Source organism: Pseudokineococcus lusitanus (assembly GCF_003751265.1).
GTDB classification, from domain to species: Bacteria; Actinomycetota; Actinomycetes; order Actinomycetales; family Quadrisphaeraceae; genus Pseudokineococcus; species Pseudokineococcus lusitanus.
The window spans coordinates 304,400-328,689 of the sequence record NZ_RJKN01000001.1 but is presented as its reverse complement, the minus strand read 5'-3'; the positions used below and the strand labels follow the sequence as shown (position 1 = coordinate 328,689).

The window sequence follows — 24,290 nt, the reverse complement described above, 5'->3', positions numbered from 1 at the left end:
CGGGCGGCCCGTCACGTCCGCAGCCGGAGGCCGCGGGGCGTCGGCACGAAGCCGGCCGTCTCCAGCGCCGCCGCCACCGGTGCGGCCGCGTCGAGGACCGACCCGCCGTCGGCGCGCTGCACGAGGAGCTGGCCGAGGCCGCCCTCGCGGACCGCGGCGACGAGCGCCTCCGCGGCGGCCCGCAGGTCGTCGGCGTCGTCGGTCCACGTCCGCAGCGACCGGCCCCCGCGCTCGACGTGGACGAGCAGGCGTCCCTCGCGCAGGACGACGAGCGCGCCGGCGGCCCGGGCGGGACGGGCGCGCCCGCGCCGTCCCGGTGCGGCGTCGGCGTCCGACGACCCGCCGTCGTCGCCGCCGTCGGCGGGGGCGTCGGCGTCCGCGTCGGTCGTCCCGCCGCCGGCCGCGGTGCCGCGGTCCGGCCATGGCAGCGCGGCGCCGAAGGGGTTGGCGGGGTCGCAGGCCGACAGCACGACCGCCGGGGCGCCGACCGGCTCGGCCGGGGCGCCGTACCCGCCGGCGCCGCCGTAGCCGCCGCCGCCCGCCCGGCCGGGACCGCCGTCGCCGAGCGGCTTGGCGACGGCGCGCAGCCGGTCCACCGCGCCGGGGCCGGCGAACTGCGACGCCCCGAGACCCTCGACGAAGTAGCCGCGACGGACGCGCCCGGCGTCCTCCATGGCCGCGAGGACGCGGTAGACGGCCGCGAAGCCGCCCGGCACCTTCTCGGCCGCGACCGCGCCGCGGGTGACGACGCCGTAGCGGTCCAGCAGCACCTCGGCGAGGGCGTGGGCGCGGACCGTCGCGTCGGCCTCCGCCTCGGGCAGCAGCGACCAGCGGCCCGCGGCGACGGGCGGTCCGCCGCGGACGGGCACCGACGGGCGCCCGGGCCGCGAGCGGCCCGCGGCCCAGCCGGAGCGGCTGCTCGCGTAGCGCGAGCGGGCCGGGGCGGGTGCCGCCTTGTGGCGCGTCCGTCCGCCCCGCAGCCGGGCCCGCAGCGGGCTCAGCGTGTCGTTGGTGAGCCGTCCGTCCCAGACGAGGTCCCAGAGCGTGCCGGTGAGGCGCTCGTCGTCGACGGAGCCGACGGCGTCGGCCAGCGCCCGGAAGAAGTAGGCGCCCCCGCCGGACAGGGCGTCGAGCACGGCCCGGTGGTCGTCGGTGAGGGTGAGCAGCTCGTCGCGGGACGGCGCGGCGGCGACGTCCCCCTCCGGGCCGTCGCCGTCGCCGGGGAGGGGGCGCGGCGGCAGCGTGAGGTGGGCCGAGTCGGCGAGGTGGAGCGAGACCCAGCCGTCGTCGCCGGGCAGCGCCCCGTGGCCGCACCACACGACCTCGCCGCTCGCCGTCAGCTCGTCGAGGAGCGCGGGGGAGTACCGCTGGAGGCGGGAGGGGAGGACGAGCGTCTCGACGGCGCTGGCCGGCAGCACCGCGCCGCTCAGCTGCTCCACGACGCGCACGAGGCCCTCCGCGCCGCGGAGGCGGGCGCCGACGCCCTGCCAGCGGGGCGTGAAGGCGGCCAGGTCCTCGGGCGGGACGGGCTCGACCTCCGCGCGCAGCGCGGCGAGCGAGCGGCGCCGCAGCACGCGGAGGACCTCGGCGTCGCAGACGTGCTCGACGGACCGGTCGGCGTCCGCGGCCGGCACCGCGGGGGCGGCCTCGGGCCCTTCCCCGAGCCGACCCCGCAGGGCCTCCGGCAGCAGGTCGCCCCGCACGAGCCGGCCCCGCTGCACCAGCGCCCGCACGGCCGCGGCGACGACGGCGCCGCCGAGGCCCAGCCGGCGGGCGAGGTCGTCGGCGACGAAGGGCACGTGGGTGCGGGCGTACCGGGAGACGAGGTCGCCGACGGGGTCCTCGACGGGCGCCGTGAACGCCTCGGGGACGCCGACGGGCAGCGGCGTGCCGAGCGCGTCGCGCAGGCGGCCGGCGTCCTCGACGGCGGCCCACCGCTCCTCGCCGGCGATGCGCACGGCGATGACCCGGCGCGAGCGCTCGAGCCCGCGCAGCCAGCCCTCGACGGCCGGGACGCGCGCCAGCGCGGCGTCCTCGTCCGTCGGCCCGTCGGGCGTGCCGTCGTCCTCGCCCCCGGCGGGGTCCGCCGCGTCCTCCACGCGCTCCGCGTCCCCGTCCGGGGCCGCGTCGTCGAGGGGGACGGCCTGCCGCGGCACCGGCGGCACCGGCGGCACCGCGTCGGGCACCGCGTCGGCGCGGGTGCGCCGCGCCACCTCCAGCGTGCTGAGGGGCCCGAGGACGCGCAGGAGGTCCGCGACGTCCTCCGCGCCGCGGGCGGCGCGCTCGGGGGCCAGCCGCTGCAGCTCCGCGTGCGTCCGCAGGACGGCCGCCGGGTCGAGGAGGTCCGCCAGCGCGGCGCCGTCGCCGCGGCCCAGCAGCTCCGACAGCAGGCCCGGGTCCAGCTGGAGGGCGGCCGCGCGCCGCTCGGCCAGGGGGGAGTCGCCCTCGTAGAGGAACTGCGCGACGTAGCCGAAGAGCAGGCTCCGCGCGAAGGGGGAGGGCGTCTGCGTCGTCACCTCGACGACGCGGACGGCGCGCGAGCGCAGGTCCTTGAGCAGCTGCTCCAGCGCCGGCACGTCGAAGACGTCCTGCAGGCACTCCCGCACCGTCTCGAGGACGACGGGGAAGGACGGGTAGCGGCTGGCGACCTCGAGCAGCTGCGCGGCCCGCTGGCGCTGCTGCCACAGCGGCTGGCGCCGGTCGGGACGACGCTTGGGCAGCAGGAGGGACCGCCCGGCGCACTCGCGGAAGCGGGCGGCGAAGAGCGCGGAGCCGCCGAGCTCCTCGGTGACGACGGCGGCGACGTCGTCCGGGTCGAGCAGGAGCACCTCGGCGAGGTCGGGCAGGTCGCCCTCGCCGCCGGTGCCGCCGCCGTCGTCGCCGAGGCCGACGTCGGGCAGCCGCAGGACGAGGCCGTCGTCGGACGGCATGGCCTGGACGTCGACGCCGAAGCGCTCGCGCAGCCGCGCCGAGACCGCCAGGGCCCACGGGGCGTGGACCGGCTTGCCGTAGGGGGAGTGCACGACGACGCGCCAGTCGCCCAGCTCGTCCCGGGAGCGCTCGACGACGACGGTGCGGTCGTCGGGCAGGTGGCCCACGGCCTCCTGCTGCTCGCGCAGGTAGGCGAGGAGGTTGTCGACCGCCCACGTGTCGAGGCCGGCGGCCTCGGCCCGGCCGCGGGCGACCTCGCCGTCCCACCCTCCCGGCGCGGCGGCGAGCTCGCGGACGAAGGCGCCGAGGGCGCGCCCCAGCTCGGCGGGCCGCCCCGGGGCGTCGCCGTGCCAGAACGGCAGCTTGCCCGGCTGGCCCGGCGCGGGGGTGACGAGCACCTGGTCGCGCGTGATCTCCTCGATGCGCCACGTCGAGGCGCCCAGCGTGAAGACGTCGCCGACCCGCGACTCGTAGACCATCTCCTCGTCGAGCTCGCCGACGCGGCGGCCGGGCCCGTCGCCGCCGGCGAGGAAGACGCCGTAGAGGCCGCGGTCGGGGATGGTGCCGCCGCTCGTCACCGCGAGCCGCTGGGCGCCCGGGCGGCCGGTGAGGGTGCCGGCGACGCGGTCCCACACGACGCGCGGCCGCAGCTCGGCGAACTCCTCGCTGGGGTAGCGGCCGGACAGCATGTCGAGCACGGCCTCGAGCACCGGGCGGGTGAGGCCCTCGAAGGGCGAGGCCCGGCGGACGAGCGCCTCGAGGTCGTCGACGGACCACTCGTCGAGCGCCGTCATGGCCACGACCTGCTGGGCGAGGACGTCGAGCGGGTTGGCGGGGACCGTCAGCTCCTCGATGAGCCCCTCGCGCATGCGCTCGGTGACGACGGCCGTCTGCACGAGGTCGGAGCGGAACTTGGGGAAGAGGACGCCGCGGCTGACGGCGCCCACCTGGTGGCCCGCACGGCCGACCCGCTGCAGGCCGCTGGCCACGCTGGGCGGGGACTCCACCTGGACGACGAGGTCGACGGCCCCCATGTCGATGCCGAGCTCGAGGCTCGACGTCGCGACGACGGCCGGCAGGCGCCCGCTCTTGAGGTCCTCCTCGATGAGCGAGCGCTGCTCCTTGCTCACCGACCCGTGGTGGGCCCGCGCGAGGACGGCCGGGACGCCCGCGGACGTGCCGGCCTGCGCCATCACCTCGGCGGGCGGGCGGCGGGCCCCCGCCCCGTCCGTCGTGCCGGGGTCGGCCTCGAGGTCGACGACGCCCTCGGCGGCCGCCTCGAGCCGCTCGGCCCACTCCTCGTTGAGGCGCGAGGTGAGGCGCTCGGCCAGCCGCCGGGAGTTGGCGAAGACGATGGTGGAGCGGTGCTCGTCCTCGGTGGGGGCGACGAGGTCGACGACGCGCTCCTCGACCGAGGGCCAGATCGACGTCGTGCGCTGGGCGCCCGCGGCCGCGCCGCTGAGGTCGTCGGTGGGCTCGCCGAGGCGGGACATGTCCTCGACGGGCACGACGACGGAGAGGTCGAAGACCTTCGTCGACGGCGGCTGGACGACCCGGACCGCCCGGCCGCCGTCCTGCGGGGTGCGCGCGCCGGCGAGGAAGCGGGCGACCGTCTCCGGCGGGCGGACGGTGGCGGACAGGCCGATGCGCTGGGCGGGGCGCTCGAGCATCGCGTCCAGCCGCTCGAGCGACAGCGCCAGGTGGGCCCCGCGCTTGGTGCCGGCCACGGCGTGGACCTCGTCGAGGACGACGGTGGTGACGCCGGCCAGCGACTCCCGGGCCCGCGACGTGAGGACGAGGAAGAGCGACTCCGGCGTCGTGATGAGCACGTCGGGCGGCGTCCGCGCCTGCAGCCGGCGCTCGGCCTGGGAGGTGTCGCCGGAGCGGATGCCGACGCGCACGTCCGGCGGCTCCAGCCCGAGCCGGACCCGCTCGTGGCCGATGCCCGTGAGCGGGGCCCGGAGGTTGCGCTCGACGTCGCTGGCCAGCGCCTTCAGCGGGGAGACGTAGAGGACGCGGCAGCGCAGCGCGGCCTCGGGCACCGGGTCCGTGACGAGGCGGTCCACCGACCACAGGAAGGCCGACAGCGTCTTGCCGGAGCCCGTGGGCGCGACGACGAGCGTGTGCTCGTCGCTGCTGATGGCGTGCCAGGCGCCCGCCTGCGCGGGGGTGGGGGCGGCGAAGGCGCCCGTGAACCACCGGCGGGTCGCCTCGGAGAAGCGGCCGAGCACGGCGGCCGGGTCGGGGGCGGGCACGGGGGCGGGCGCTGCGGTCGTCGTGCTGCCCCGGGCCATGCGGTGATCCTGCCCCGGGGCACCGACAGCCGCCCCGCCGGTGGTGGCACGCTGGCCCGCGTGAGGCTCAGCGAGTTCTGGCGGCTGGCGGAGGGCGAGCTCGGCCCGACGTACGCCCGGTCGGTCACCGCCACCCAGGTGGTCGGGCGGCTCGGGCACCGGACGCCGGACGAGGCGCTCGCCGACGGCGTCCCTCCCCGCGAGGTGTGGGAGGCCCTGTGCGACGCCATGGACGTGCCGCCGGAGCGCCGGCTGGGCGCGGACCCGGCGCGCCGCCGGCCCCGGGGCTGACGGCGCGACGTCCGGCGCGGACCGGCGTGTCGTGCGCGCCGCTCGAACGCGTGTCCGAGTACCGTCGGGCGCGCACAGGTCGACGTCCGGCGTCGTCCGTCCCCAGCCCGGGCCAGGCCCGGACCCGCTGTCGGTGGGCGCTCCTAGCGTCCTCCCGACGGACCGAAGCCACACCGGCCAGCGGCCGGCCCAGACCCTGAGGTGATGACATGCCCGTGACGGCAGACCGCGGCAAGGCCCTCGAGACGGCCCTCGGCCAGATCGACCGCCAGTTCGGCAAGGGCTCGGTGATGCGTCTCGGCGACGAGGTCCGAGCACCCATCGAGGTCATCCCCACCGGCGCCATCTCGCTGGACGTCGCGCTCGGCATCGGCGGCCTGCCCCGCGGCCGCGTCGTCGAGATCTACGGCCCGGAGTCGTCGGGAAAGACGACCGTGGCGCTGCACGCCGTGGCCAACGCCCAGCGCGCCGGCGGCATCGCCGCCTTCATCGACGCCGAGCACGCGCTCGACCCGGACTACGCCAAGAAGCTCGGCGTCGACACCGACGCGCTGCTCGTCAGCCAGCCCGACACGGGTGAGCAGGCCCTCGAGATCGCCGACATGCTCATCCGCTCCGGCGCGCTCGACGTCATCGTCATCGACTCGGTGGCCGCGCTCGTGCCCCGCGCCGAGATCGAGGGCGAGATGGGCGACAGCCACGTCGGCCTCCAGGCCCGCCTCATGTCGCAGGCCCTGCGCAAGATCACCGGTGCGCTCAACAGCTCCGGCACCACGGCGATCTTCATCAACCAGCTGCGCGAGAAGATCGGCGTGATGTTCGGCTCGCCCGAGACGACGACGGGCGGCAAGGCCCTGAAGTTCTACGCCTCCGTCCGCCTCGACGTGCGCCGCATCGAGACGCTCAAGGACGGCACCGAGCCCGTCGGCAACCGCACCCGGGTCAAGGTCGTCAAGAACAAGGTCAGCCCGCCGTTCAAGCAGGCCGAGTTCGACATCCTCTACGGGCACGGCATCTCCCGGGAGGGCGGCCTCATCGACATGGGCGTCGAGCAGGGCTTCGTCCGCAAGTCCGGCGCCTGGTACACGTACGACGGCGACCAGCTCGGCCAGGGCAAGGAGAACGCGCGCGCCTTCATGCGCGACAACCCCGACCTCGCGGACGAGCTCGAGAAGAAGATCAAGGAGAAGCTCGGCGTCGGCCCGCAGGTCGACAAGCCGGCCGAGCCCGCGGAGGCCGAGGTCGCCTTCTGAGCGGCCGCGGCGGGCGAGGGCTCTCGTGAGCGCTGAGGGCGGCGAGGGGCGCGGCGGCCGGCCGGGCCGTCGCCGGCCCGGCGCCCGCCGCCGGACGGGCGCGTCGTCGCCCCCCTCCGGACCTCGCGACGCACCCGGGCCGCCGGGCGCGGGGGAGGGCGCCGCGGGCGACGAGGGTCCCCGTGCGGCCGAGCCGCCGGCCGACCCTGTCGCCGTCGCGAGGGGCATCGCGCTGCGCCAGCTGGCGATGGCCCCCCGTAGCCGCGGGGAGCTGGCCGCGGCGATGGCGCGCAAGGGGGTCGAGGAGCCCGTCGTCGAGCAGGTGCTCGACCGGCTCACGGAGGTCGGTCTCGTCGACGACGTCGCCTACGCGGACATGCTCGTCCGCTCCCGCCAGGAGACGCGCGGGCTCGCCCGTCGCGCGCTGCTCCACGAGCTGCGGACGAAGGGTGTCGAGGACGACGTCGCCCGCGGCGCCGTCGCGGACGTCAGCGACGAGGACGAGCGGGCCGGGGCCGAGCGCGTCGTCGAGCGGAAGATGCGCGCCACCCGCGGCCTCGACGAGCAGGTGCGCCTGCGCCGGCTGGCCGGCGTCCTCGCCCGCAAGGGCTACCCGCCCGGCGTCGCGTACGCCGTGGTCCGGGAGGCGCTGGACGCCGAGCGCGACGGCTGAACCGGACGCCCGGCAGGCGCGGGACGACGGAGGGGCACGACGGCGTCGCCGTCGTGCCCCTCCGTCCGTCCTTCGCCGAGGCGCCGGGTCAGCGCTGCTCGAGCTCGACCTCGGGGGCGTGAGTGTCGGCCGACGACCGCTTGGAGCGGCTGAGGCGCCGCTCGAGGTACGTCGCCAGCAGCCCGAGGAGGAAGTTGATGACGATGTAGATCACGGCCACCACGAGCAGGGACGGGATGACGTTGAAGAAGTTCGTCCCGATGAGGCGGCCCTGCCGGAGGAGCTCGGTGTAGCCCACGATGAAGCCGAGCGCGGAGTCCTTGAGGAGGACGACGAGCTGGGCCACGATCACCGGCAGCATCGACCGGACGGCCTGCGGCACGAGGACGAGGCGCATGGTCGCCGTCTTGCGCAGGCCGAGCGCCGACGCCGCCTCCCACTGGCCGCGCGGGACGGCGAGGACGCCGGCACGGAAGACCTCGGCGAGGACGGACCCGTTGTAGAGCACGAGCCCGAGGACCAGGGACCAGAAGACCGTGATGGCCCCGCCGCTCGCGAAGAAGAGCGCGAAGATGAGCAGCAGCAGCGGCAGCCCGCGGAAGAGCTGGACGACGGCCACGCTGGGCCACCGGAGCACCCGGTGGTCGCTCAGCTGGCCGGCGGCGAAGACGACGCCGAAGGCGAGCGCCAGGGCACCCGCGATGGCCGCCACCTGCAGCGTGGCGAGGAGGCCGTCGAGGAGGGCGTTCTGGATGTCGCTGTAGAGGAAGGGCGTCCAGCGGGCGGCCGTCAGCTGGCCGGCCTCGCCCATCCGGTAGACGAAGAAGGCGACGAGCCCGATGACGAGGAGGACGCCGACCACGCCGATGACCCGGTTGCGGCGGACGGCCTTCGGCCCCGGCAGGTCGTAGAGGACGCTCGTGGGTGCGCTCATCGGACGATCGCCACCTTCTTCTCGACGAGGGCGAAGACGAGGCTGAGGGTCAGCGTGACGAGCAGGTAGGCGACCGCCGTGGCCACGAGGATCGCGATGACCGCGTCGCCGCGGTTCTCGATGCCCGTCCTCATCGCCGAGATGAGCTCGGTGTTGTTGAACGCCGAGGCGATGCTCGTGTTCTTCGCCATGGCGATGAGGACGCTGCCCAGCGGCGGGACGACGGTCCGCCCGGCCTGCGGCAGCACGACGTGCCGCAGGGTCTGCGGGAAGGTCAGCCCGAGCGAGCGTGCCGCCTCCGCCTGCCCGACGGGGATGGTGGCGATACCGCCGCGCAGGGCCTCGCAGACGAAGGACGCCGTGTAGAGCGAGAGCGCCAGCACGGCGAGGACCCGGTACTGCAGGTCCACGCTGCCGCCGACGGACAGGCCGAGGATGGGGCCGCCGAAGACGATGAGGGCGAAGACGACGGTCAGGGGCGTGTTCCGGACGGTCAGCACGTAAGCCGTGCCGAAGGCGCGGACGGCGGGGCTCGGTGCGACCCGCATGACGGCGAGCACCACGCCGAGGACGAGGGACGCCACGGCCGACCACACGAAGAGGGTCACGGTGCCGGCCAGTCCGCTGGCGAAGAGCCCGAGGTTGTCGAGGACCGCGTCCACGGCGCCTCCTCTGCGTGGTCGGGGGTGTCGGCTGGGTCAGGTGGGGCCGGGCAGGCGGGTGGGGCGGCCGGTCACGCCGGCCGCCCCACCCGTCCGTCGATCAGTAGCGGTCGACCTCGGGCGGCTCGACGCCGTCGCTGTCGCCGAGGGTGTACTCGAAGGCCGCCTGCCACTGGCCGTCGTCCTCGGCCTCCTCGAGGGAGTCGTTGACGAAGTCGCGCAGGGCCGTGTCGCCGAGGGGCATGCCGATGCCGTAGGGCTCCTCCGAGAAGGGCTCGCCCACGACGCGCAGGAGCTCGGGCTGCTGCGCGGCGTACCCGCGGAGGATGGCGTCGTCCGTCGTCACGGCGTCGACCTGACCGCCGGTGAGCTGCTCGACGCAGTTCGTGTAGGCGTCGAAGGTGACGAGCTCGGCGTCGGGGTACTCCTCGGTGATGCGCTGCGCCGGCGTGGAGCCGTCGACCGAGCACACCGTCTTGCCGGAGAGGTCGTCCGGCCCGTTGATCGAGTCGTCGTCCGCGCGGACGAGGAGGTCCTGGCCGGCCACGTAGTAGGGCCCGGCGAAGTCGACGACCTGCTTGCGCTCGTCGTTGATCGTGTAGGTGGCGACGACGAGGTCCACCGTGCCGTTCTGGAGGAACGGCTCGCGGTTGGCGGAGACCGTCTCCGTGAAGGTGATGTCCTCCGGCGCGAAGCCGAGGTCGGCCGCGATCAGCTTGGCGATCTCGACGTCGAAGCCCTCGGGCGCGTCGGCGCCGGGGGACTGCAGGCCGAGGCCCGGCTGGTCGAACTTCACGCCGATCGTCGGGCCGCCGTTGGCGACCATGCGCTCGTAGGTGAGGCTGTCGGCCAGGTCGACGTCGCTCGCGACCTCGTACTCCGGGGCCTCCGCCGTCGTGCCGCCGCTCTCGCCGGGGGCGGCGGGGGACGTCGGGGAGCCCTCCTGCCCGCACGCGCTGAGCGTGATCATGAGGGTGGCGGCCGCGGCGGCGGCGAGGGTGCGGTGGAGCCTCATCAGGTGAGCCCTTCGTCGGTGGGGGTGCTCGTGGCCACCGGCCCGGTCGGGTCCCGGCCGGTCGGTGCGGTGCTGCTGCGCCGTGGGGCGCAGACGTCAGTGGGTGAGGAGCTTCGAGAGGAAGTCCTGCGCCCGGGCGGAGGACGGCTTCGTGAAGAAGGTCTCCGGGTCGGCCTGCTCGACGATCTCGCCGTCGGCCATGAAGACGACCCGGTCCGCGGCGCGGCGGGCGAAGCCCATCTCGTGGGTGACGACGACCATCGTCATCCCGCTCCTCGCCAGGTCGGTCATGACGTCGAGGACCTCGTTGATCATCTCCGGGTCCAGGGCCGACGTCGGCTCGTCGAACAGCATGATCTTGGGGTCCATGGCGAGGGCACGGGCGATGGCGACGCGCTGCTGCTGGCCGCCGGAGAGCTGTGCCGGGTACTTCTGCGCCTGGTGCCCGACGCCGACGCGCTCGAGGAGCTCCATCGCCCGACGGTCCGCGTCGGCCTTCTTGACCTTGCGCACCTGCGTCGGCCCGAGGGTGACGTTCTCCAGCACGGTCTTGTGCGCGAAGAGGTTGAAGGACTGGAAGACCATCCCGACGTCGGCGCGGAGCCCGGCGAGGGCCTTGCCCTCGGCGGGGAGCTCCTTGCCGTCGATGGTGATGCGGCCGCCGTCGACGCCCTCGAGGCGGTTGATGGTCCGGCACAGCGTCGACTTGCCGGAGCCGGACGGGCCGATGACGACGAGGACCTCGCCGCGGCCCACGGTGAGCTCGATGCCCTTCAGCACGTGGAGCGCGCCGTAGTGCTTGTCGACGCCGGACATGACGACGAGGGGCTCCCGCCCCGCGTCCGTGCCGTGCTGCCGGCCTGCTGCGCCGCCCTCGTCGCTGCTCACGCGGCGCAACATAACGGGGCGGGGCGGGCGGACGGGGGAGTCGTGGGACACGTCGTGGCGTCGTGACGCCATCGTGATCAGCGCTGCGCCGCTCGGTGTCCCGTCGCCGCGGGGGCCGTCGTCCACCGGCGGGCCCTGGCGCGCCGGGCCCGCCGCCGCGCCGCCGTACCCTGGTGCGGCCATGACGACGACCGCCGACGCCCCCGAGGCCACCCTCCAGGCCGCTCCCGCCGACAGCCCGCTGCCGGGTGGCGGCGAGGGGCGGACCTACGCCGTCCGCACCTTCGGCTGCCAGATGAACGTCCACGACTCGGAGCGGCTGCAGGGCTCGCTCGAGGCGGCGGGCTACGCGCCGCTGGCGGCGGGCGCGGACCCCGAGACGGCCGACGTCGTCGTCTTCAACACGTGCGCCGTCCGCGAGAACGCGGACAACAAGCTCTACGGCAACCTCGGCCGGCTCGCGCCGGTCAAGGCCTCCCGCCCCGGGATGCAGATCGCCGTCGGCGGCTGCCTCGCGCAGAAGGACCGCTCGACGATCGTCGACAGGGCGCCGTGGGTCGACGTCGTCTTCGGCACCCACAACATCGGCTCCCTGCCGGCCCTGCTCGACCGCTCGCGGCACAACCGGCGCGCCGAGGTGGAGATCCTCGAGTCGCTCGACGTCTTCCCCTCCACGCTGCCGACGAAGCGCGACTCGGCGGCCTCCGGCTGGGTCTCCATCAGCGTCGGCTGCACCAACACGTGCACCTTCTGCATCGTCCCGGCGCTGCGCGGGACCGAGAAGGACCGCCGGCCGGGCGACGTCCTCGCCGAGGTGCGGGCGCTCGTGGCCGACGGCGCCGTCGAGGTCACGCTGCTGGGCCAGAACGTCAACACCTACGGCATCGAGCTGGGCGACCGCGGCGCCTTCGCCAAGCTGCTGCGGGCCTGCGGCGGGATCGACGGGCTCGAGCGGGTCCGGTTCACGAGCCCGCACCCGGCGTCCTTCACCGACGACGTCATCGCCGCCATGGCCGAGACGCCGAACGTCATGCCGCAGCTGCACATGCCGCTGCAGGCGGGGTCGGACCGCGTCCTGCGGGCCATGCGCCGCTCGTACCGCAGCGCCCGCTTCCTCGGCATCCTCGACCGCGTCCGCGCGGCCATGCCCGAGGCGGCCATCTCCACCGACCTCATCGTGGGCTTCCCCGGCGAGACCGAGGAGGACTTCGCGCGGACGCTCGAGGTCGTCGAGGCGTCGCGCTTCGCGCAGGCCTTCACGTTCCAGTACTCGCCCCGCCCCGGGACGCCGGCCGCGACGATGGACGACCAGGTGCCCAAGGCCGTCGTCCAGGAGCGCTTCGAGCGGCTCGTCGCGCTGCAGGAGCGCATCAGCTGGGAGGAGAACCAGCGGGTCGTCGGCCGCGAGGTCGAGGTCATGGTCTCCGTGGGGGAGGGTCGCAAGGACGGCGCCACCGCCCGCCTGTCCGGGCGCGCCCCCGACAACCGCCTCGTCCACTTCTCGCTGCCCGAGGACGCCGAGACGCCGCGGCCGGGCGACATGGTGACGACACGGGTCACCTACGCCGCGCCGCACCACCTCGTCGCCGACCCGTCGGTGGGCACGGGCCCGCAGGTGGTCGCCGAGGGCGGCTGGGTCCACCGGCTCCGCCGGACGACGGCGGGCGACGCGTGGGACCGCCGCGAGGCGGCGTCGTGCGGCGTCCCGGCCCCGGCGGGCGCGGCCGCGCGCGGCCCCGTGCCGGTCGCGCTGGGTCTCCCGACCCGCCGTCGTTGAGGGGCCTGCGCGCGCTCAGCCGGTCGCCTGCCGCCACAGCTCGACGGCGAGGCCCACGCCGGCCACGCCGATGACGAGCCGCAGGACCGTCTGCGGCAGCCGCCGCGCGACGATCGGGCCGAGCCAGCCCCCGAGGAGCACCCCGGCCGCGAGCGGCAGGGCCACGAGCAGGTCGGCGAGCCCGAGGACGACGAAGAGTGCCGCGGCCGCGATGTTGCTCACCATGAGCAGGATGTTCTTCAGCGCGACGAGGCGCTGGACGCTCGCGTCGAGGACGAAGCCGAGCAGCACGGTGATGAGCACCCCGGCGGCGGCGCCGAAGTAGCCGCCGTAGACGGCCACGAGGAAGAGCCCCAGGAGCGCGAGCCAGGACTCCTTCGTGTCGTCGGGGGCCGCCGGCCGGCGCGCCAGCCGCTTGAGCCACGGCTGGGCGACCATGAGCACCGACGCCCCGCCGACGAGGAAGGGCACGACCCGCTCGAACGCCTCGGCCGGCGTCGTCACGAGGAGCACGGCGCCCGTGAGCCCGCCGACGAGGAACAGCGGCGTCAGGCGGACCAGCCGCGCCCGCTGCCCGGCCAGCTCGGGCCGGCTGCTGGCCGCCGAGCCGATCCCGGACGCGACGAGCGCCACGGTGTTCGTGGCGTTGGCGACGACGGGCGGCAGGCCCGCCGCCAGCAGCGCCGGGTAGGAGACGAGCGAGGCGAGCCCGACGACGGAGCCCACGAGCCCAGCGCCGACGCCGGCGAGCAGCAGGAGGCCGACCTCGAGCGCGCTCATCACGGCGATCCAACCACCGCGCCGGCGGCGGTCCGACGCGCGCGGGACCCGGTGCGCGGCGTGGGACCCTCGGCGCCGTGAGCAGCCCCCCCTCCCCGCCCGTGCCGCCGGGCCGCGGGGGGCGGCCGCCGCTCGTCGTCGTCGTGGGCCCGACGGCGTCGGGGAAGTCCGACCTCGGCGTCGCGCTCGCGCTCGCGCTCGACGGCGAGGTCGTGGGGGCCGACGCCTCCCAGCTCTACCGCGGCATGGACGTGGGCACCGCGAAGCTGCCGGTGGCGGAGCGCCGCGGCGTGCCGCACCACCAGGTCGACGTGCTCGACGTGCGCGCGGACGCGAGCGTCGCCGCCTACCAGGAGGCCGCCCGGGCCGACGTCGCCGCCGTCCGCGCCCGGGGCCGGGTGCCGGTGCTCGTGGGCGGCAGCGGGCTGTACGTCCGCGCCGTCGTCGACGCGCTCGAGTTCCCGGGCACCGACCCTGTCGTCCGGGCGCGGTGGGAGGCGTACGCCGAGGCCGAGGGGCCGGCTGCGCTCCACGCCGTCCTGGCCCGGGTCGACCCCGCCTCGGCGGGCCGCATCCCCGCCGCCAACGTGCGCCGCGTCGTCCGCGCGCTCGAGGCGACCGAGGTGGACGGCCGCCCCTTCAGCGCCACGCTGCCGACCTACACCGACCGCGGCGCGCTGGCGCCCGTCGTGCAGGTGGGGCTGCGGGTGCCGCGGCCCGTCCTCGACGCGCGGGTCGAGGCGCGCGTGCGGCGGATGGCCGACGAGGGCCTCGTCGACGAGGTCCGGCGCCTCGCCGGCGCGGGCCTGCGCGAGGGGCGGACGGCGTCCCGCGCCCTCGGCTACGCGCAGGTGCTCGACCACCTCGACGGGCGCTGCACCCTCGACGAGGCGCTCGCGGCGACGACGGCGGCCACGCGCCGCTACGTCCGGCGCCAGGAGTCCTGGTTCCACCGCGACCCGCGCATCACGTGGCTCGACGCGTCGGCGGACGACGGGCTGCCGGACCTCGCGGCGGCGGCCCTCGACGTCGTCGCGACCTCGCTCGCGGGTGCGTAGCCTCCCCGCCATGACGAGCGCGGTGGCGGAGCAGCCCGGCCCGACGGCGCCCGGGGCGCCCCTGCGGGGCCTGCGGGTGGCCAAGGGGCACGGCACCGAGAACGACTTCGTCCTCGTCACGGACGAGCACGGCCGCCTCGACCTCGACGCCGCCGCCGTGGCGGCGCTGTGCGACCGCCGCGCGGGCGTGGGCGGCGACGGGCTCATCCGGGCCGTCCGCAGCGACGCCCTGGCCGAGGGCGCCGCGGCGCTCGCGGAGGACCCGTCGGCGACCTGGTTCATGGACTACCGCAACGCCGACGGCTCGGCCGCGGAGATGTGCGGCAACGGCGTCCGCGTCCTCGTCGCCCACCTCCTGCGCGAGGGCCTCGTCGCGCCGGAGGAGCTGGCGGACGGCCGCACCCTCGCCGTGGGCACCCGGTCCGGCGTCAAGCGCGTCGCCGCCGCGCCCGACGACGACGGACGCCCGGGCTGGTTCGCCGTCGACATGGGTCCGTGGTCGGTGCCCGGCGGGGACGCGGCCGTCGCCGACGGCTTCGACGCCACCGTGGCCGTGCGCGGCCTCGACGGCGTCCCCCGGCCCGGCCTGTCGTTCGACCTCGGCAACCCGCACGTCGTCGTCGCCCTGACGAGCCGCGAGGAGCTCGAGGGCGCGGACCTGCTGCTCGCGCCGGAGGTGGCACCCGCCCCGGCCGGCGGCACGAACGTCGAGCTCGTCGTCCCCCTCGACGCGCCCGCGCCGGGCGTCGGCGCCCTGCTCATGCGCGTCAGCGAGCGTGGGGTGGGGGAGACGCGCTCGTGCGGCACGGGCGCCTGCGCGGCCGCGCTCGCCGTCCGGCTGTGGGCGGGCGCCGACTCGCCCGACGTCTGGCGGGTCGCCGTGCCGGGCGGGGCGCTGCGCGTGACGGCGCTGCCCGGGGGCCGGGTCGAGCTGGCCGGGCCGGCCGTCGTCGTCGCGGACGTCGTCCTCGCGTAGGCCACGGCGTCGCCGGGGCGGGCCCCGCGGCGATGTCCGAGGGATGGGACGACGCGCCGGTGACCGGATCGTGATGACTCAGTGCCACGGATCGTGACCCCGAGGTGCTGCACTGGGCGCTCGCGACGCCGGGCGAGGACCCCGGCGCCGGGCACGGACACGCAGGGGGCGGTCATGGGGGACGGCACGCAGGAGGTCGACGGCCGGGGGGCCGTGACGCGGCGACGCCACGCGGTCGAGGTGGGACGGCTGGCGGCCGAGCTCGGGCACCGGCCCGCGGCCACCGCACCCCCGAGCACCGTCGCCGCCCGCCGCCGTCTCATGCGCACCGTCACCGCGGAGGTGCCCGCGCCCCGGGAGGACGTGGACGCCCCGGGCGGCGACCGCGCGGCCCGCCGGGAGGCCCTCCTGCACGTGCTGGAGATGTCGCGCCGTCGCCGGGACTCCGGCCGGCGCTGACCGGCGCCGACCCCCGGGCGGCCGGCCTCAGCCGAGCCGCGTGGCCCGCAGCACCCGGTACCCCTTGGCGCTGCCGGCCCGCTCGACCCGCACGACCTCGCCCAGCGAGGTCTGCACCCACGCCTGCAGCGAGTCCGCGCCGAGGTTGCGCTGGACGACGAGGTGCGCGTCCGCGCCCGGGGCGAGCCGCGGCAGCCACGTCCGCAGCAGGCCGTGGAGCGCCTCCTTGCCGACCCGGATGGGCGGGTTCGACCACAGGCCCGCGAGGACGACGTCGTCCGGCACCTCCTCGGGGGCGACGGCCCGCACGCCCGGGAGGCCCAGGCGCTCGGCGTTGCGCCGCGTGAGGTCGCGCGCGCGGGCGCTGACGTCGACGGCCCAGACCGTCGCGCCGGGGGCGTCGGCGGCCATCGCCAGCGCGAGGGCCCCCCAGCCGCACCCGAGGTCGAGGAGGTCGCCCGAGGCGGGCGGCACGGGCGCCTCCCGCAGGAGGACCCGCGTGCCGAGGTCGATCCGCCCGCCGCTGAAGACGCCGGGGGCCGTCTCGACCTCGACCTCGCGGCCGCGCAGGCGGACCTCGACGAGCTCCCGCTCGGCGTCCGACGCGGGCCGGTCCGCCAGGCGTCCGCTGAAGTAGTGCTCGCCGGCGCTCTCGTCCACGGCGGGGACGCTACCGGGAGCCGGCGGCGCGCCCGGTGCTCCCTCGGCCGCGGCGGACGGCGCCCCGGCGGGCCGGGCCGGGGAAACATCCTCGCGCCCGCGGCCGTTGGCAGGGACAGTGGGCACCGACCGGGCCACCCCGCCCGGCGCGCACCGCCCGCACCGACACCGCAGGAGACCATGACGCCCGCCACCCAGACCGTCGTGACCACCACCGACGTCGCCGCGCCCGCGACCCCCGACGACGTCGTCGGCCGCGGGAGCACCGCTGCTCCCGCCGCGCCCCGTGCCGACCGTGCCGACGCCGTCACCCGCATCCTCGCCCGCCACGGCGACGCCGGGCCCGCCGACCTCGACTGGGACGGCGACCAGCTCGACCTCGCCGAGCGGCAGGCGCTGCGCCGCGTCGGCGGCCTCGGGAGCCACTCCTCCGAGCTGCGCGACGTCACCGAGGTCGAGTACCGGCAGCTGCGCCTGGAGCGCGTCGTCCTCGCCGGCCTGTGGACCTCGGCGAGCGTCGAGGAGGCCGAGGCCTCCCTGCGCGAGCTGGCCGCCCTCGCCGAGACGGCGGGCTCCGCGGTGCTCGACGGCGTCCTCCAGCGCCGTCCGACGCCGGACCCGGCGACCTTCCTCGGCTCCGGCAAGGCGGCAGACCTCAAGGAGGTCGTGGCCACCACGGGCGCCGACACGGTCGTCTGCGACGGCGAGCTGTCGCCGTCCCAGCGCCGCGGCCTCGAGGACATCGTCGGCGTCAAGGTCATCGACCGGACCGCCCTGATCCTCGACATCTTCGCCCAGCACGCGAAGTCCAAGGAGGGCAAGGCGCAGGTCGAGCTGGCCCAGCTCGAGTACCTGCTGCCGCGCCTGCGCGGCTGGGGCGAGTCGATGTCCCGCCAGGCCGGTGGCCGCGTGGCCGCCGGTGCCGGCATCGGCTCCCGAGGCCCCGGCGAGACGAAGATCGAGCTCGACCGGCGCCGCATCCGCACCCGGATGGCGCGGCTGCGCCGCCAGATCAAGGAGATGGCGCCCGCCCGGGAGACCAAGCGCTCGCGGCGGACCGCCGGCGGCGTGCCGTCGGTGGCCATCGCCGGCTACACGAACGCCGGCAAGTCGAGCCTGCTCAACCGCCTCACCGGGGCGGGCGTGCTCGTCGAGGACGCGCTCTTCGCCACGCTCGACCCGACGGTGCGGCGCTCGCGCACGCCGGACGGCCGGGAGATGGTCCTCGCGGACACGGTCGGCTTCGTCCGGCACCTGCCCACCCAGCTCGTCGAGGCGTTCCGCTCGACGCTGGAGGAGGTGCAGGGCGCCGACCTCGTGCTCCACGTCGTCGACGCCTCGGACGTCGACCCCGAGGGCCAGGTCGCCGCGGTCCGCGAGGTCCTCGCCGACGTCGGCGCCCTCGACGTGCCGGAGCTCGTCGTCCTCAACAAGGCCGACCTCGCGACGCCGGAGACCGTGGCGCGGCTGCGCTCGCGGCTGCCCGGGGCCGTCGTCGTCTCGGCGCGCACGGGCGAGGGGCTCGAGGAGCTGCGGGAGATCGTCGCCGAGCGGCTGCCGCGCCCGCAGGTCGACGTCGACGTCGTCGTCCCCTACACGCGGGGCGACCTCGTCTCCCGGGTCCACGTGGACGGGGAGGTCCTCGAGGAGGAGCACACCGCCGAGGGCACGCGGCTGCGCGCCCGTGTCGGCGAGCACCTCGCGGCCCAGCTCGAGGGCGCGCGCACGGCCGTCTGAGCCGTCCGCCCCGGCCGCGGCCCCGCACCCCCGGGTGCGGGGCCGTTGCCGTCGTCGGGGCCTGTGGACGCGGCCCGGGGCGCCCCGACGGGGCGCCTACCCTCGGGGGGTGACGAGCACGCCCCGCAGCACCGCCGGCCCGAGGGGGGCGTCCGGCGGCGCCGAGGCCCCCGACGTCGACGCGCTGCTGTCCGCGGCGGTCGCCACGCTGGGCGGGTCCCGGCGCGACGGCCAGCACGTCATGGCCCGGGCCGTCGACGCCGCCCTCGCGACCCGCGAGCACCTCCTCGTCCAGGCGGGCACGGGCACCGGCAAGTCGCTGGCCTACCTCGTACCGCTCGCGCGCCGTGCCGTGGCGGGGAAGGGGCCGGTCGTCGTCTCGACGGCCACCCTCGCGCTGCAGAACCAGGTGGCCGCCCGGGACCTCCCCCGGCTCGCCGACGCCCTGGAGCCGCTCCTCGGCCGCAAGCTCACGTGGCAGGTGGTCAAGGGGCGCGCCAACCACCTCTGCCTGCACAAGCTCGAGGGCGGCTTCCCGGAGGAGCCCGCCCTCTTCGACGCGCCCGCGCCGCTGCCCGGCCGGACCGTCGGCGGGGGCGGCGGCGCCGGGTCCCGGCTCGGCAAGGAGGTCGTCCGCCTGCGCGAGTGGGCCGGGACCACGGCCACGGGGGACCGGGACGACCTCGTCCCCGGCGTCAGCGAGGCCGCGTGGCGCCAGGTGTCCGTCGGCGCCCGCGAGTGCCTCGGCGCCACCCGCTGCCCGCAGGCGGAGGACTGCTTCAGCGAGGGCGCGCGCGAGCGGGCGCGCGAGGTGGACGTCGTCGTCACCAACCACGCCCTGCTCGCCGTCGACTCCGTCGAGGGCCGCCAGATCCTCCCCGAGCACGACGCGCTCGTCGTCGACGAGGCGCACGAGCTGGCCGACCGCGTCACCTCCGCCGTCTCGGCCCAGCTGAGCCCCGCCTCCGTGTCCGCCGCGGCGAGCCGGGCGCGGCAGGCGGGCAGCGACACCGGTCGCCTCGAGGCCGCGGCGGACGACCTCGGCGTCGCGCTCGTCGACGCGGCCGAGGGGCGCTTCCCGCGCGGGCTGCCCGAGCTGGTCCACCTCGCGGTGCTGTCGGTCCGCGACGCCGCCCGCGAGCTCACCGGGCAGATCAAGCCGCAGCCGGGGGAGCGGCCGACCGACGCGCAGCAGGGGGCCCTCACGATGGCCCGCGCCGCCGTCGGCGAGGTCCACGAGGTCGCGGAGCGGATGGCCGGCGGCTCGGAGCGCGACGTGCTGTGGCTGTCCGTGTCCGACCTGTCCTCCGTGCCGTCCGCGGCACGGCGGGTCCTCCACGTCGCGCCGCTGTCGGTGTCGGGGCTCCTGCGCGAGGCCCTCTTCGCCGAGCGGACGGTCGTCCTCACGTCCGCGACGTTGACGACGGGCGGCTCGTTCACGGGGGCGGCGCAGTCGGTGGGGCTGCAGTCCCCGCCCTCCGCGGGCGGCCCGGCGTGGGAGCAGCTCGACGTCGGCAGCCCCTTCGACTACCCCCGCCAGGGGATCCTCTACCTCGCGCGCCACCTGCCCGCCCCGGGGCGCGAGGGCGCCGGGTCACCGGTCCTCGACGAGGTGACCGAGCTGGTGCGGGCCGCGGGCGGCCGCACGCTGGGGCTCTTCTCGTCGCGCCGGGCCGCGGAGGCGGCGGCCGAGGTGCTGCGCGAGCGGCTCGACGTCCCCGTCCTCTGCCAGGGCGACGACGTGACCCCCACGCTCGTGCGCGAGTTCGCCGCGGACCCGTCGAGCGTCCTCGTCGGCACGCTGTCGCTGTGGCAGGGGGTGGACGTGCCGGGGCCGTCCTGCCAGCTCGTGACGATCGACCGCATCCCCTTCCCCCGTCCCGACGACCCCCTGCTGTCGGCCCGCGCCGAGGCGGTCTCCCGCGGCGGCGGCAACGGCTTCCTCGCCGTGTCGGCGCAGCACGCGGCGCTGCGGCTCGCCCAGGGCGCGGGGCGGCTCGTCCGGTCGACGGGGGACCGCGGCGTCGTCGCCGTCCTCGACCCGCGGCTGGCGACCGCGCGGTACGGCGGCTTCCTGCGCGCGAGCCTCCCGCCGCTGTGGGCGACGAGCGACAAGGACGTCGTCCTCGCCGCGCTCCGCCGGCTGGACGCCGCCGCGCGTACGGCGGAGGACGAGACGGCGTAGGCGGCGAGGCCTCCCGCGGCCCGGCGGCGGTCGCCCCTCCCGGCGTGGACGGGGGAGACCGCGACGTGGGGGAGCATCGGGGCATGGACCTCGCCCGCGCCCGCGCCGCCTTCGAGCACGTCCCCGGCTACTGCAACGCGGCGACGCTGGGCCTGCCGAGCCGAGCCGTCCGCACGGCGATGGTGGCGGCCCTCGACGAGTGGGCGGCCGGCCGGGCCACGGCGCCGGGCTACGACGCCGTCGTCGGCCGGGCACGGGAGCTCTTCGCCCGGCTCGTCGGCGTCCCCGCGGACCGCGTGGCCGTGGGCTCGCAGGCGTCGGTGGCCGTGGGCGCCGTCGCGGCCTCGCTGCCCGACGGCGCCCGGGTCGTCGTCCCCGAGGGCGACTTCACCTCCGTCGTCTTCCCCTTCCTCGTCCACGCCGAGCGGCGCGGGCTCGTCGTGCGGCAGGTGCCGCTGGCGGGCCTGGCCGACGCCGTCGCCGAGGGCTGCGACCTCGTCGCCTACAGCCTCGTGCAGTCCTCCGACGGCGCCGTGGCCGACGACGACGCGGTCCGCGCCGCGGCGGCCAGGGTCGGCGCGGCGACGCTGTGCGACCTCACGCAGGCCGCGGGCTGGTGGCCCGTCGACGCCGGGCTCCACGACCTCACCGTGACCGCCGCCTACAAGTGGCTCGGCGCGCCGCGCGGCGTCTGCTTCACGACCGTCGCGCCGTCGTGGCAGGAGCGTCTGCTGCCGGTGGCGGCCGGCTGGTACGCCGGCGAGGACGTCTGGGGCTCGGTGTACGGGCCCGGCATGGCGCTCGCGCAGGACGCGCGGCGCTTCGACGTCTCGCCCGCGTGGCTGCCGTGGGCGGGGGCCGTCCCGGCGCTCGAGCTGTACGACGGGCTCGACGTCGCCGAGGTCCGCGACCACGACGCCCGCCTGGCCGACGCCGTCCTCGCCGGGCTCGACCTGCCGCCCGCGGGGCGCGCCGTCGTCGCCGTCCCGGACGCCGACGGCCACGCCCTCGAGCGCCTCGCCGCCGCGGGGGTCACGGCCGTGGCCCGGGCGGGCGCCGTCCGCCTCGCCTTCCACCTGTGGAACGACGACTCCGACGTCGAGCGGGTGCTGGGCGCCCTGCGCTGACCGCTTCCGCCTGCTCGTGGTGGAGCGGCGTCCCCGGACGCGAACGGGCGCCTGTTCGTGGTGAGGTGGCGTCCCGGGGCGCGAAGAGGCGCCTGTTCGTGCTGAGGCGGCGTCCCCGGACGCGAACAGGCGCCCGTTCGCGGTGCGGCGGCGTCCTCGCGCGCGACGACGCGCGGTGCGCCGGGGGGCGACCTAGCGTGCCGGGCATGGCGGGTGGAGCGGAGAAGCCGGAGCGGCCGGGCGCGGAGCAGTGGCTGCCGGAGCCGGGGCACCGCGACGTCGCGACGCTCCGCGAGGCCGCGACCGGGTGCCGCGGCTGCGAGCTCTGGGAGCCGGCGACGCAGGTCGTCTTCTCGGCCGGGGCGACGGGCGGGCGGCTGGCGCTCGTCGGCGAGCAGCCGGGGGACCAGGAGGACCGCCGCGGCGTGCCCTTCGTCGGCCCGGCGGGCCGCCTCCTGCAGGCCGCCGTCGAGGAGGCGGGCATCGCCCGGGAGGACGTCTACGTGACGAACGCCGTCAAGCACTTCCGCTTCACGCAGCAGGCGCCCGGCAACCGGCGCATCCACGCGACGCCGGAGGCGGCGCACGTCACGGCGTGCCGCCCCTGGCTGGCCGCGGAGCTGGCGGCGGTGGACCCGGAGGTCGTCGTCGTCCTCGGCGCGACCGCCGGCCGGGCGCTCCTCGGCCCGTCGTTCCGGGTGACCAAGGAGCGCGGCCACGTCATCGAGCGGGAGACCTCCAGGGGCACCAAGCGCTTCGTGGCGACGCTGCACCCCTCGGCCGTGCTGCGGACGCCGCCGGAGCAGCGGGACGCGGCACGGGACGGGCTCGTGGCCGACCTGCGCGTGGCGGCCGCGGCGCTCGGGCCCCGCTGAGGGAGGGGCACCGGCGCCGCGGCACGGCTCAGACGCTCCGCAGGACGGCGACGACGCGTCCCAGCACGGTGGCCTCGTCGCCGTCGATGGGGCTGTAGGCGGCGTTGCGCGGGAGCAGCCGGACGTGGCCGTCACGGCGCTGGAAGACCTTGACCGTGGCCTCGCCGTCGATCATGGCGGCCACCACCTCGCCGTTCTCGGCGACGGGCTGCTGCCGGACGACGACCCAGTCCCCGTCGCAGATGGCCGCCTCGACCATGGAGTCGCCGACCACCTTGAGCAGGAAGAGCTGCCCGCCGCCGACGAGCTGGCGGGGGAGCGGGAAGACGTCCTCGACGGCCTGCTCGGCGAGGATCGGGCCGCCGGCCGCGATGCGCCCGACCACGGGCACGTAGGCGGCGGCGGGGCGCTCGTCGCCGGCGCCGGTGTCGTCGGCCGGGACGTCGGCCGGGGCCTCGGGGCGCGCGGGCCGCAGCCGGTGCACCGACGCGCCGCCCGCGGGCTGCTCGTCCGGGACGACGACCTCGATGGCGCGGGGGCGCCGCGGGTCGCGGCGCAGGAAGCCCTTGCGCTCCAGCGTGCTCAGCTGGTGCGCCACGCTCGACGGGCTCGTGAGCCCGACGGCCTCGCCGATCTCGCGCATGCTCGGCGGGTAGCCGCGCCGCTCGACCGCCTCGCTGATGCACTCGAGCACCCGGCGCTGCCGCTCGGTGAGCCCGGTGCCGGCCGCCGCCGGCGTGTCCGGCATCTCCACCACGGTGCCCTCGGACGTGCCGTCCGTGCCCGCCGACGTGCCCTCGTCGTCCCTGCGCCGTGCCACGGAGCCTCCTGCGGTCGTCGTGCGCCGGCGTCCCCGACGCCGGCCGTGCCGCGAGCGTAGGGACGCGGGAGGTCGAGATCAAACACCTGTTCGAGCGTGTCGCGGCGTGTCGTCAGGGGCGCCGCGGGGGGTGTCCGGCGCCGCCGGTGGACCGCTGACCTGCGGCGGGACCCGTTGTCGGTGGTCGCTGGTCGACTACGGGACGTGCACCGGGGGCCCGGTCGGCCCGGCCCCGCCCGGTCCGGACGGGGCGTCGGTGCGGGCGCCGCTGGACGCCCGCCCCGCCCGCTGGTACACATCGCACAGACGTTCGATCGAATACGCGTTCGACGCCGGGCAGGCGCCGGGGCGCGACCCCCTCGACCCGCACGTCCGCCGGCCGCGAGGCCGCGCGGTCCACCCGGAGGTCCTCATGTCCGCACTGGCCCTGCAGCCGTCCTTCGTCCCCGCCGCCCGCCCGGCGCGGCGCCGGCACCTGGCCCTCGTGCCGCCGCCCGTCGCCGCGCCCCCGCGGCGCACCCCCGCCCGTCGTCGGGCCGCCGCCCCGGCGGTCGGCCCCGTGCACGTGACGCGGCGCGGCCGGCTCGCCGTCACGACGGCGGTGGCCGTCGCGCTCCTCGGCGCGCCGACCGCCGTGCTCGCCGCCGGGAGCCCGTCGACGCCCGCGGCCCCGGCCGCACCCGCCGTCGCAGCGGCCGTGCCGGCCACGCCGGCCGCCGAGCACGTCGTGCTGCCGGGGGAAACCCTCTGGTCGGTGGCCGAGGGCGTGGCCGCGCCGGGCGAGGACGTCCGCGACGTCGTCCTCCACCTCGAGCAGCTCAACGGCCTCAGCACGTCCGCGCTCCAGGTCGGGCAGACGCTCGTCGTCCCCGCCGTCTGAGGCGCCGCGTCCCGG

Annotated in this window: 20 protein-coding genes; 12 read left to right on the top strand and 8 right to left on the bottom strand. The window is 77.1% G+C overall.

The window, feature by feature from the left end; genetic code table 11:
• Nucleotides 1-11 precede the first annotated feature (11 nt).
• A complete protein-coding gene (locus EDC03_RS01450; RefSeq protein ID WP_123378410.1) occupies nucleotides 12-5,225 on the bottom strand; it encodes an Lhr family helicase in 5,214 nt (1,737 codons plus the stop codon).
• A 60-nt stretch (nucleotides 5,226-5,285) separates the two neighbouring features.
• Here EDC03_RS01450 and EDC03_RS01445 point away from each other — a divergent pair, with 60 nt between their 5' ends.
• From EDC03_RS01445 to EDC03_RS01435, 3 genes are all read left to right on the top strand, one after another.
• Nucleotides 5,286-5,516: a DUF3046 domain-containing protein gene (locus EDC03_RS01445; protein WP_123378753.1), complete on the top strand. Its 231-nt coding sequence runs from the start codon at nucleotides 5,286-5,288 to the stop codon at nucleotides 5,514-5,516.
• A gap of 209 nt (nucleotides 5,517-5,725) precedes the next feature.
• A complete protein-coding gene (gene recA / locus EDC03_RS01440; RefSeq protein WP_123378409.1) occupies nucleotides 5,726-6,769 on the top strand; it encodes a recombinase RecA in 1,044 nt (347 codons plus the stop codon).
• Nucleotides 6,770-7,016: 247 nt separating this feature from the next.
• Nucleotides 7,017-7,442: a regulatory protein RecX gene (locus EDC03_RS01435; protein WP_148057979.1), complete on the top strand. Its 426-nt coding sequence runs from the start codon at nucleotides 7,017-7,019 to the stop codon at nucleotides 7,440-7,442.
• An 88-nt stretch (nucleotides 7,443-7,530) separates the two neighbouring features.
• Here EDC03_RS01435 and EDC03_RS01430 read toward each other — a convergent pair whose 3' ends face one another.
• From EDC03_RS01430 to EDC03_RS01415, 4 genes are all read right to left on the bottom strand, one after another.
• Entirely contained in the window at nucleotides 7,531-8,376 is an 846-nt protein-coding gene (locus tag EDC03_RS01430; protein ID WP_123378407.1) for an amino acid ABC transporter permease, read from the bottom strand.
• Nucleotides 8,373-9,038, bottom strand: coding sequence for an amino acid ABC transporter permease (locus tag EDC03_RS01425; protein ID WP_123378406.1), 666 nt, complete (start codon nucleotides 9,036-9,038; stop codon nucleotides 8,373-8,375). Before EDC03_RS01425 ends, EDC03_RS01430 begins: the two co-directional genes overlap by 4 nt.
• A gap of 100 nt (nucleotides 9,039-9,138) precedes the next feature.
• Entirely contained in the window at nucleotides 9,139-10,053 is a 915-nt protein-coding gene (locus EDC03_RS01420; RefSeq protein ID WP_123378405.1) for a glutamate ABC transporter substrate-binding protein, read from the bottom strand.
• Nucleotides 10,054-10,149: 96 nt separating this feature from the next.
• Complete coding sequence (locus EDC03_RS01415) at nucleotides 10,150-10,869, bottom strand: amino acid ABC transporter ATP-binding protein (RefSeq protein WP_199719893.1); 720 nt, start codon at nucleotides 10,867-10,869, stop codon at nucleotides 10,150-10,152.
• A gap of 253 nt (nucleotides 10,870-11,122) precedes the next feature.
• On the opposite strand from EDC03_RS01415, the gene miaB reads away from it, so the two are divergent.
• The gene (gene miaB / locus EDC03_RS01410) at nucleotides 11,123-12,718 is read left to right on the top strand and encodes a tRNA (N6-isopentenyl adenosine(37)-C2)-methylthiotransferase MiaB (RefSeq protein ID WP_123378404.1); all 1,596 of its coding nucleotides are present in this window, start codon (nucleotides 11,123-11,125) and stop codon (nucleotides 12,716-12,718) included.
• A 15-nt stretch (nucleotides 12,719-12,733) separates the two neighbouring features.
• On the opposite strand, the gene EDC03_RS01405 is transcribed toward miaB, so the two are convergent.
• Entirely contained in the window at nucleotides 12,734-13,498 is a 765-nt protein-coding gene (locus EDC03_RS01405) for a sulfite exporter TauE/SafE family protein (RefSeq protein WP_123378751.1), read from the bottom strand.
• 77 nt (nucleotides 13,499-13,575) lie between these two features.
• Between EDC03_RS01405 and miaA the strand changes: the two genes are divergently transcribed.
• From miaA to EDC03_RS01390, 3 genes are all read left to right on the top strand, one after another.
• Nucleotides 13,576-14,556 (top strand): tRNA (adenosine(37)-N6)-dimethylallyltransferase MiaA, encoded by a 981-nt coding sequence (gene miaA / locus EDC03_RS01400; RefSeq protein ID WP_241966961.1) that lies wholly within the window; start codon nucleotides 13,576-13,578, stop codon nucleotides 14,554-14,556.
• 10 nt (nucleotides 14,557-14,566) lie between these two features.
• On the top strand, nucleotides 14,567-15,532 hold the full coding sequence (gene dapF / locus EDC03_RS01395; protein WP_123378750.1) for a diaminopimelate epimerase: 966 nt from the start codon (nucleotides 14,567-14,569) through the stop codon (nucleotides 15,530-15,532).
• A 174-nt stretch (nucleotides 15,533-15,706) separates the two neighbouring features.
• Nucleotides 15,707-15,991 carry a hypothetical protein gene (locus EDC03_RS01390; protein WP_123378402.1) on the top strand — a complete coding sequence of 95 codons (285 nt, stop codon included), beginning with the start codon at nucleotides 15,707-15,709 and terminating at the stop codon, nucleotides 15,989-15,991.
• A gap of 27 nt (nucleotides 15,992-16,018) precedes the next feature.
• On the opposite strand, the gene EDC03_RS01385 is transcribed toward EDC03_RS01390, so the two are convergent.
• Complete coding sequence (locus EDC03_RS01385; RefSeq protein WP_123378401.1) at nucleotides 16,019-16,651, bottom strand: class I SAM-dependent methyltransferase; 633 nt, start codon at nucleotides 16,649-16,651, stop codon at nucleotides 16,019-16,021.
• A gap of 180 nt (nucleotides 16,652-16,831) precedes the next feature.
• Here EDC03_RS01385 and hflX point away from each other — a divergent pair, with 180 nt between their 5' ends.
• From hflX to EDC03_RS01365, 4 genes are all read left to right on the top strand, one after another.
• The gene (hflX, locus tag EDC03_RS01380; protein WP_123378400.1) at nucleotides 16,832-18,388 is read left to right on the top strand and encodes a GTPase HflX; all 1,557 of its coding nucleotides are present in this window, start codon (nucleotides 16,832-16,834) and stop codon (nucleotides 18,386-18,388) included.
• A gap of 109 nt (nucleotides 18,389-18,497) precedes the next feature.
• Complete coding sequence (locus tag EDC03_RS01375) at nucleotides 18,498-20,573, top strand: ATP-dependent DNA helicase (protein ID WP_277872053.1); 2,076 nt, start codon at nucleotides 18,498-18,500, stop codon at nucleotides 20,571-20,573.
• A gap of 83 nt (nucleotides 20,574-20,656) precedes the next feature.
• Nucleotides 20,657-21,700, top strand: coding sequence for an aminotransferase class V-fold PLP-dependent enzyme (locus EDC03_RS01370; protein ID WP_123378399.1), 1,044 nt, complete (start codon nucleotides 20,657-20,659; stop codon nucleotides 21,698-21,700).
• 206 nt (nucleotides 21,701-21,906) lie between these two features.
• Nucleotides 21,907-22,575: a UdgX family uracil-DNA binding protein gene (locus EDC03_RS01365; RefSeq protein WP_123378748.1), complete on the top strand. Its 669-nt coding sequence runs from the start codon at nucleotides 21,907-21,909 to the stop codon at nucleotides 22,573-22,575.
• Nucleotides 22,576-22,603: 28 nt separating this feature from the next.
• Here EDC03_RS01365 and lexA read toward each other — a convergent pair whose 3' ends face one another.
• Complete coding sequence (lexA, locus tag EDC03_RS01360; RefSeq protein WP_123378747.1) at nucleotides 22,604-23,323, bottom strand: transcriptional repressor LexA; 720 nt, start codon at nucleotides 23,321-23,323, stop codon at nucleotides 22,604-22,606.
• Nucleotides 23,324-23,807: 484 nt separating this feature from the next.
• On the opposite strand from lexA, the gene EDC03_RS01355 reads away from it, so the two are divergent.
• Nucleotides 23,808-24,275, top strand: a complete 468-nt coding sequence (locus tag EDC03_RS01355) for a LysM peptidoglycan-binding domain-containing protein (protein ID WP_123378398.1) — start codon at nucleotides 23,808-23,810, stop codon at nucleotides 24,273-24,275.
• The last annotated feature ends 15 nt before the right edge of the window (nucleotides 24,276-24,290 follow it).

Excerpts from the sequence above, each read along its gene's own strand:
- EDC03_RS01450 (WP_123378410.1), bottom strand. The coding sequence starts at position 5,225 with ATGGCCCGGGGCAGCACGACGACCGCAGCGCCCGCCCCCGTGCCCGCC.
- recA (WP_123378409.1), top strand. The coding sequence starts at position 5,726 with ATGCCCGTGACGGCAGACCGCGGCAAGGCCCTCGAGACGGCCCTCGGC.
- EDC03_RS01435 (WP_148057979.1), top strand. The coding sequence starts at position 7,017 with ATGGCCCCCCGTAGCCGCGGGGAGCTGGCCGCGGCGATGGCGCGCAAG.
- EDC03_RS01430 (WP_123378407.1), bottom strand. The coding sequence starts at position 8,376 with ATGAGCGCACCCACGAGCGTCCTCTACGACCTGCCGGGGCCGAAGGCC.
- EDC03_RS01420 (WP_123378405.1), bottom strand. The coding sequence starts at position 10,053 with ATGAGGCTCCACCGCACCCTCGCCGCCGCCGCGGCCGCCACCCTCATG.
- EDC03_RS01415 (WP_199719893.1), bottom strand. The coding sequence starts at position 10,869 with ATGTCCGGCGTCGACAAGCACTACGGCGCGCTCCACGTGCTGAAGGGC.
- miaB (WP_123378404.1), top strand. The coding sequence starts at position 11,123 with ATGACGACGACCGCCGACGCCCCCGAGGCCACCCTCCAGGCCGCTCCC.
- EDC03_RS01405 (WP_123378751.1), bottom strand. The coding sequence starts at position 13,498 with ATGAGCGCGCTCGAGGTCGGCCTCCTGCTGCTCGCCGGCGTCGGCGCT.
- dapF (WP_123378750.1), top strand. The coding sequence starts at position 14,567 with ATGACGAGCGCGGTGGCGGAGCAGCCCGGCCCGACGGCGCCCGGGGCG.
- EDC03_RS01390 (WP_123378402.1), top strand. The coding sequence starts at position 15,707 with ATGGGGGACGGCACGCAGGAGGTCGACGGCCGGGGGGCCGTGACGCGG.
- hflX (WP_123378400.1), top strand. The coding sequence starts at position 16,832 with ATGACGCCCGCCACCCAGACCGTCGTGACCACCACCGACGTCGCCGCG.
- EDC03_RS01370 (WP_123378399.1), top strand. The coding sequence starts at position 20,657 with ATGGACCTCGCCCGCGCCCGCGCCGCCTTCGAGCACGTCCCCGGCTAC.
- EDC03_RS01365 (WP_123378748.1), top strand. The coding sequence starts at position 21,907 with ATGGCGGGTGGAGCGGAGAAGCCGGAGCGGCCGGGCGCGGAGCAGTGG.
- lexA (WP_123378747.1), bottom strand. The coding sequence starts at position 23,323 with ATGCCGGACACGCCGGCGGCGGCCGGCACCGGGCTCACCGAGCGGCAG.
- EDC03_RS01355 (WP_123378398.1), top strand. The coding sequence starts at position 23,808 with ATGTCCGCACTGGCCCTGCAGCCGTCCTTCGTCCCCGCCGCCCGCCCG.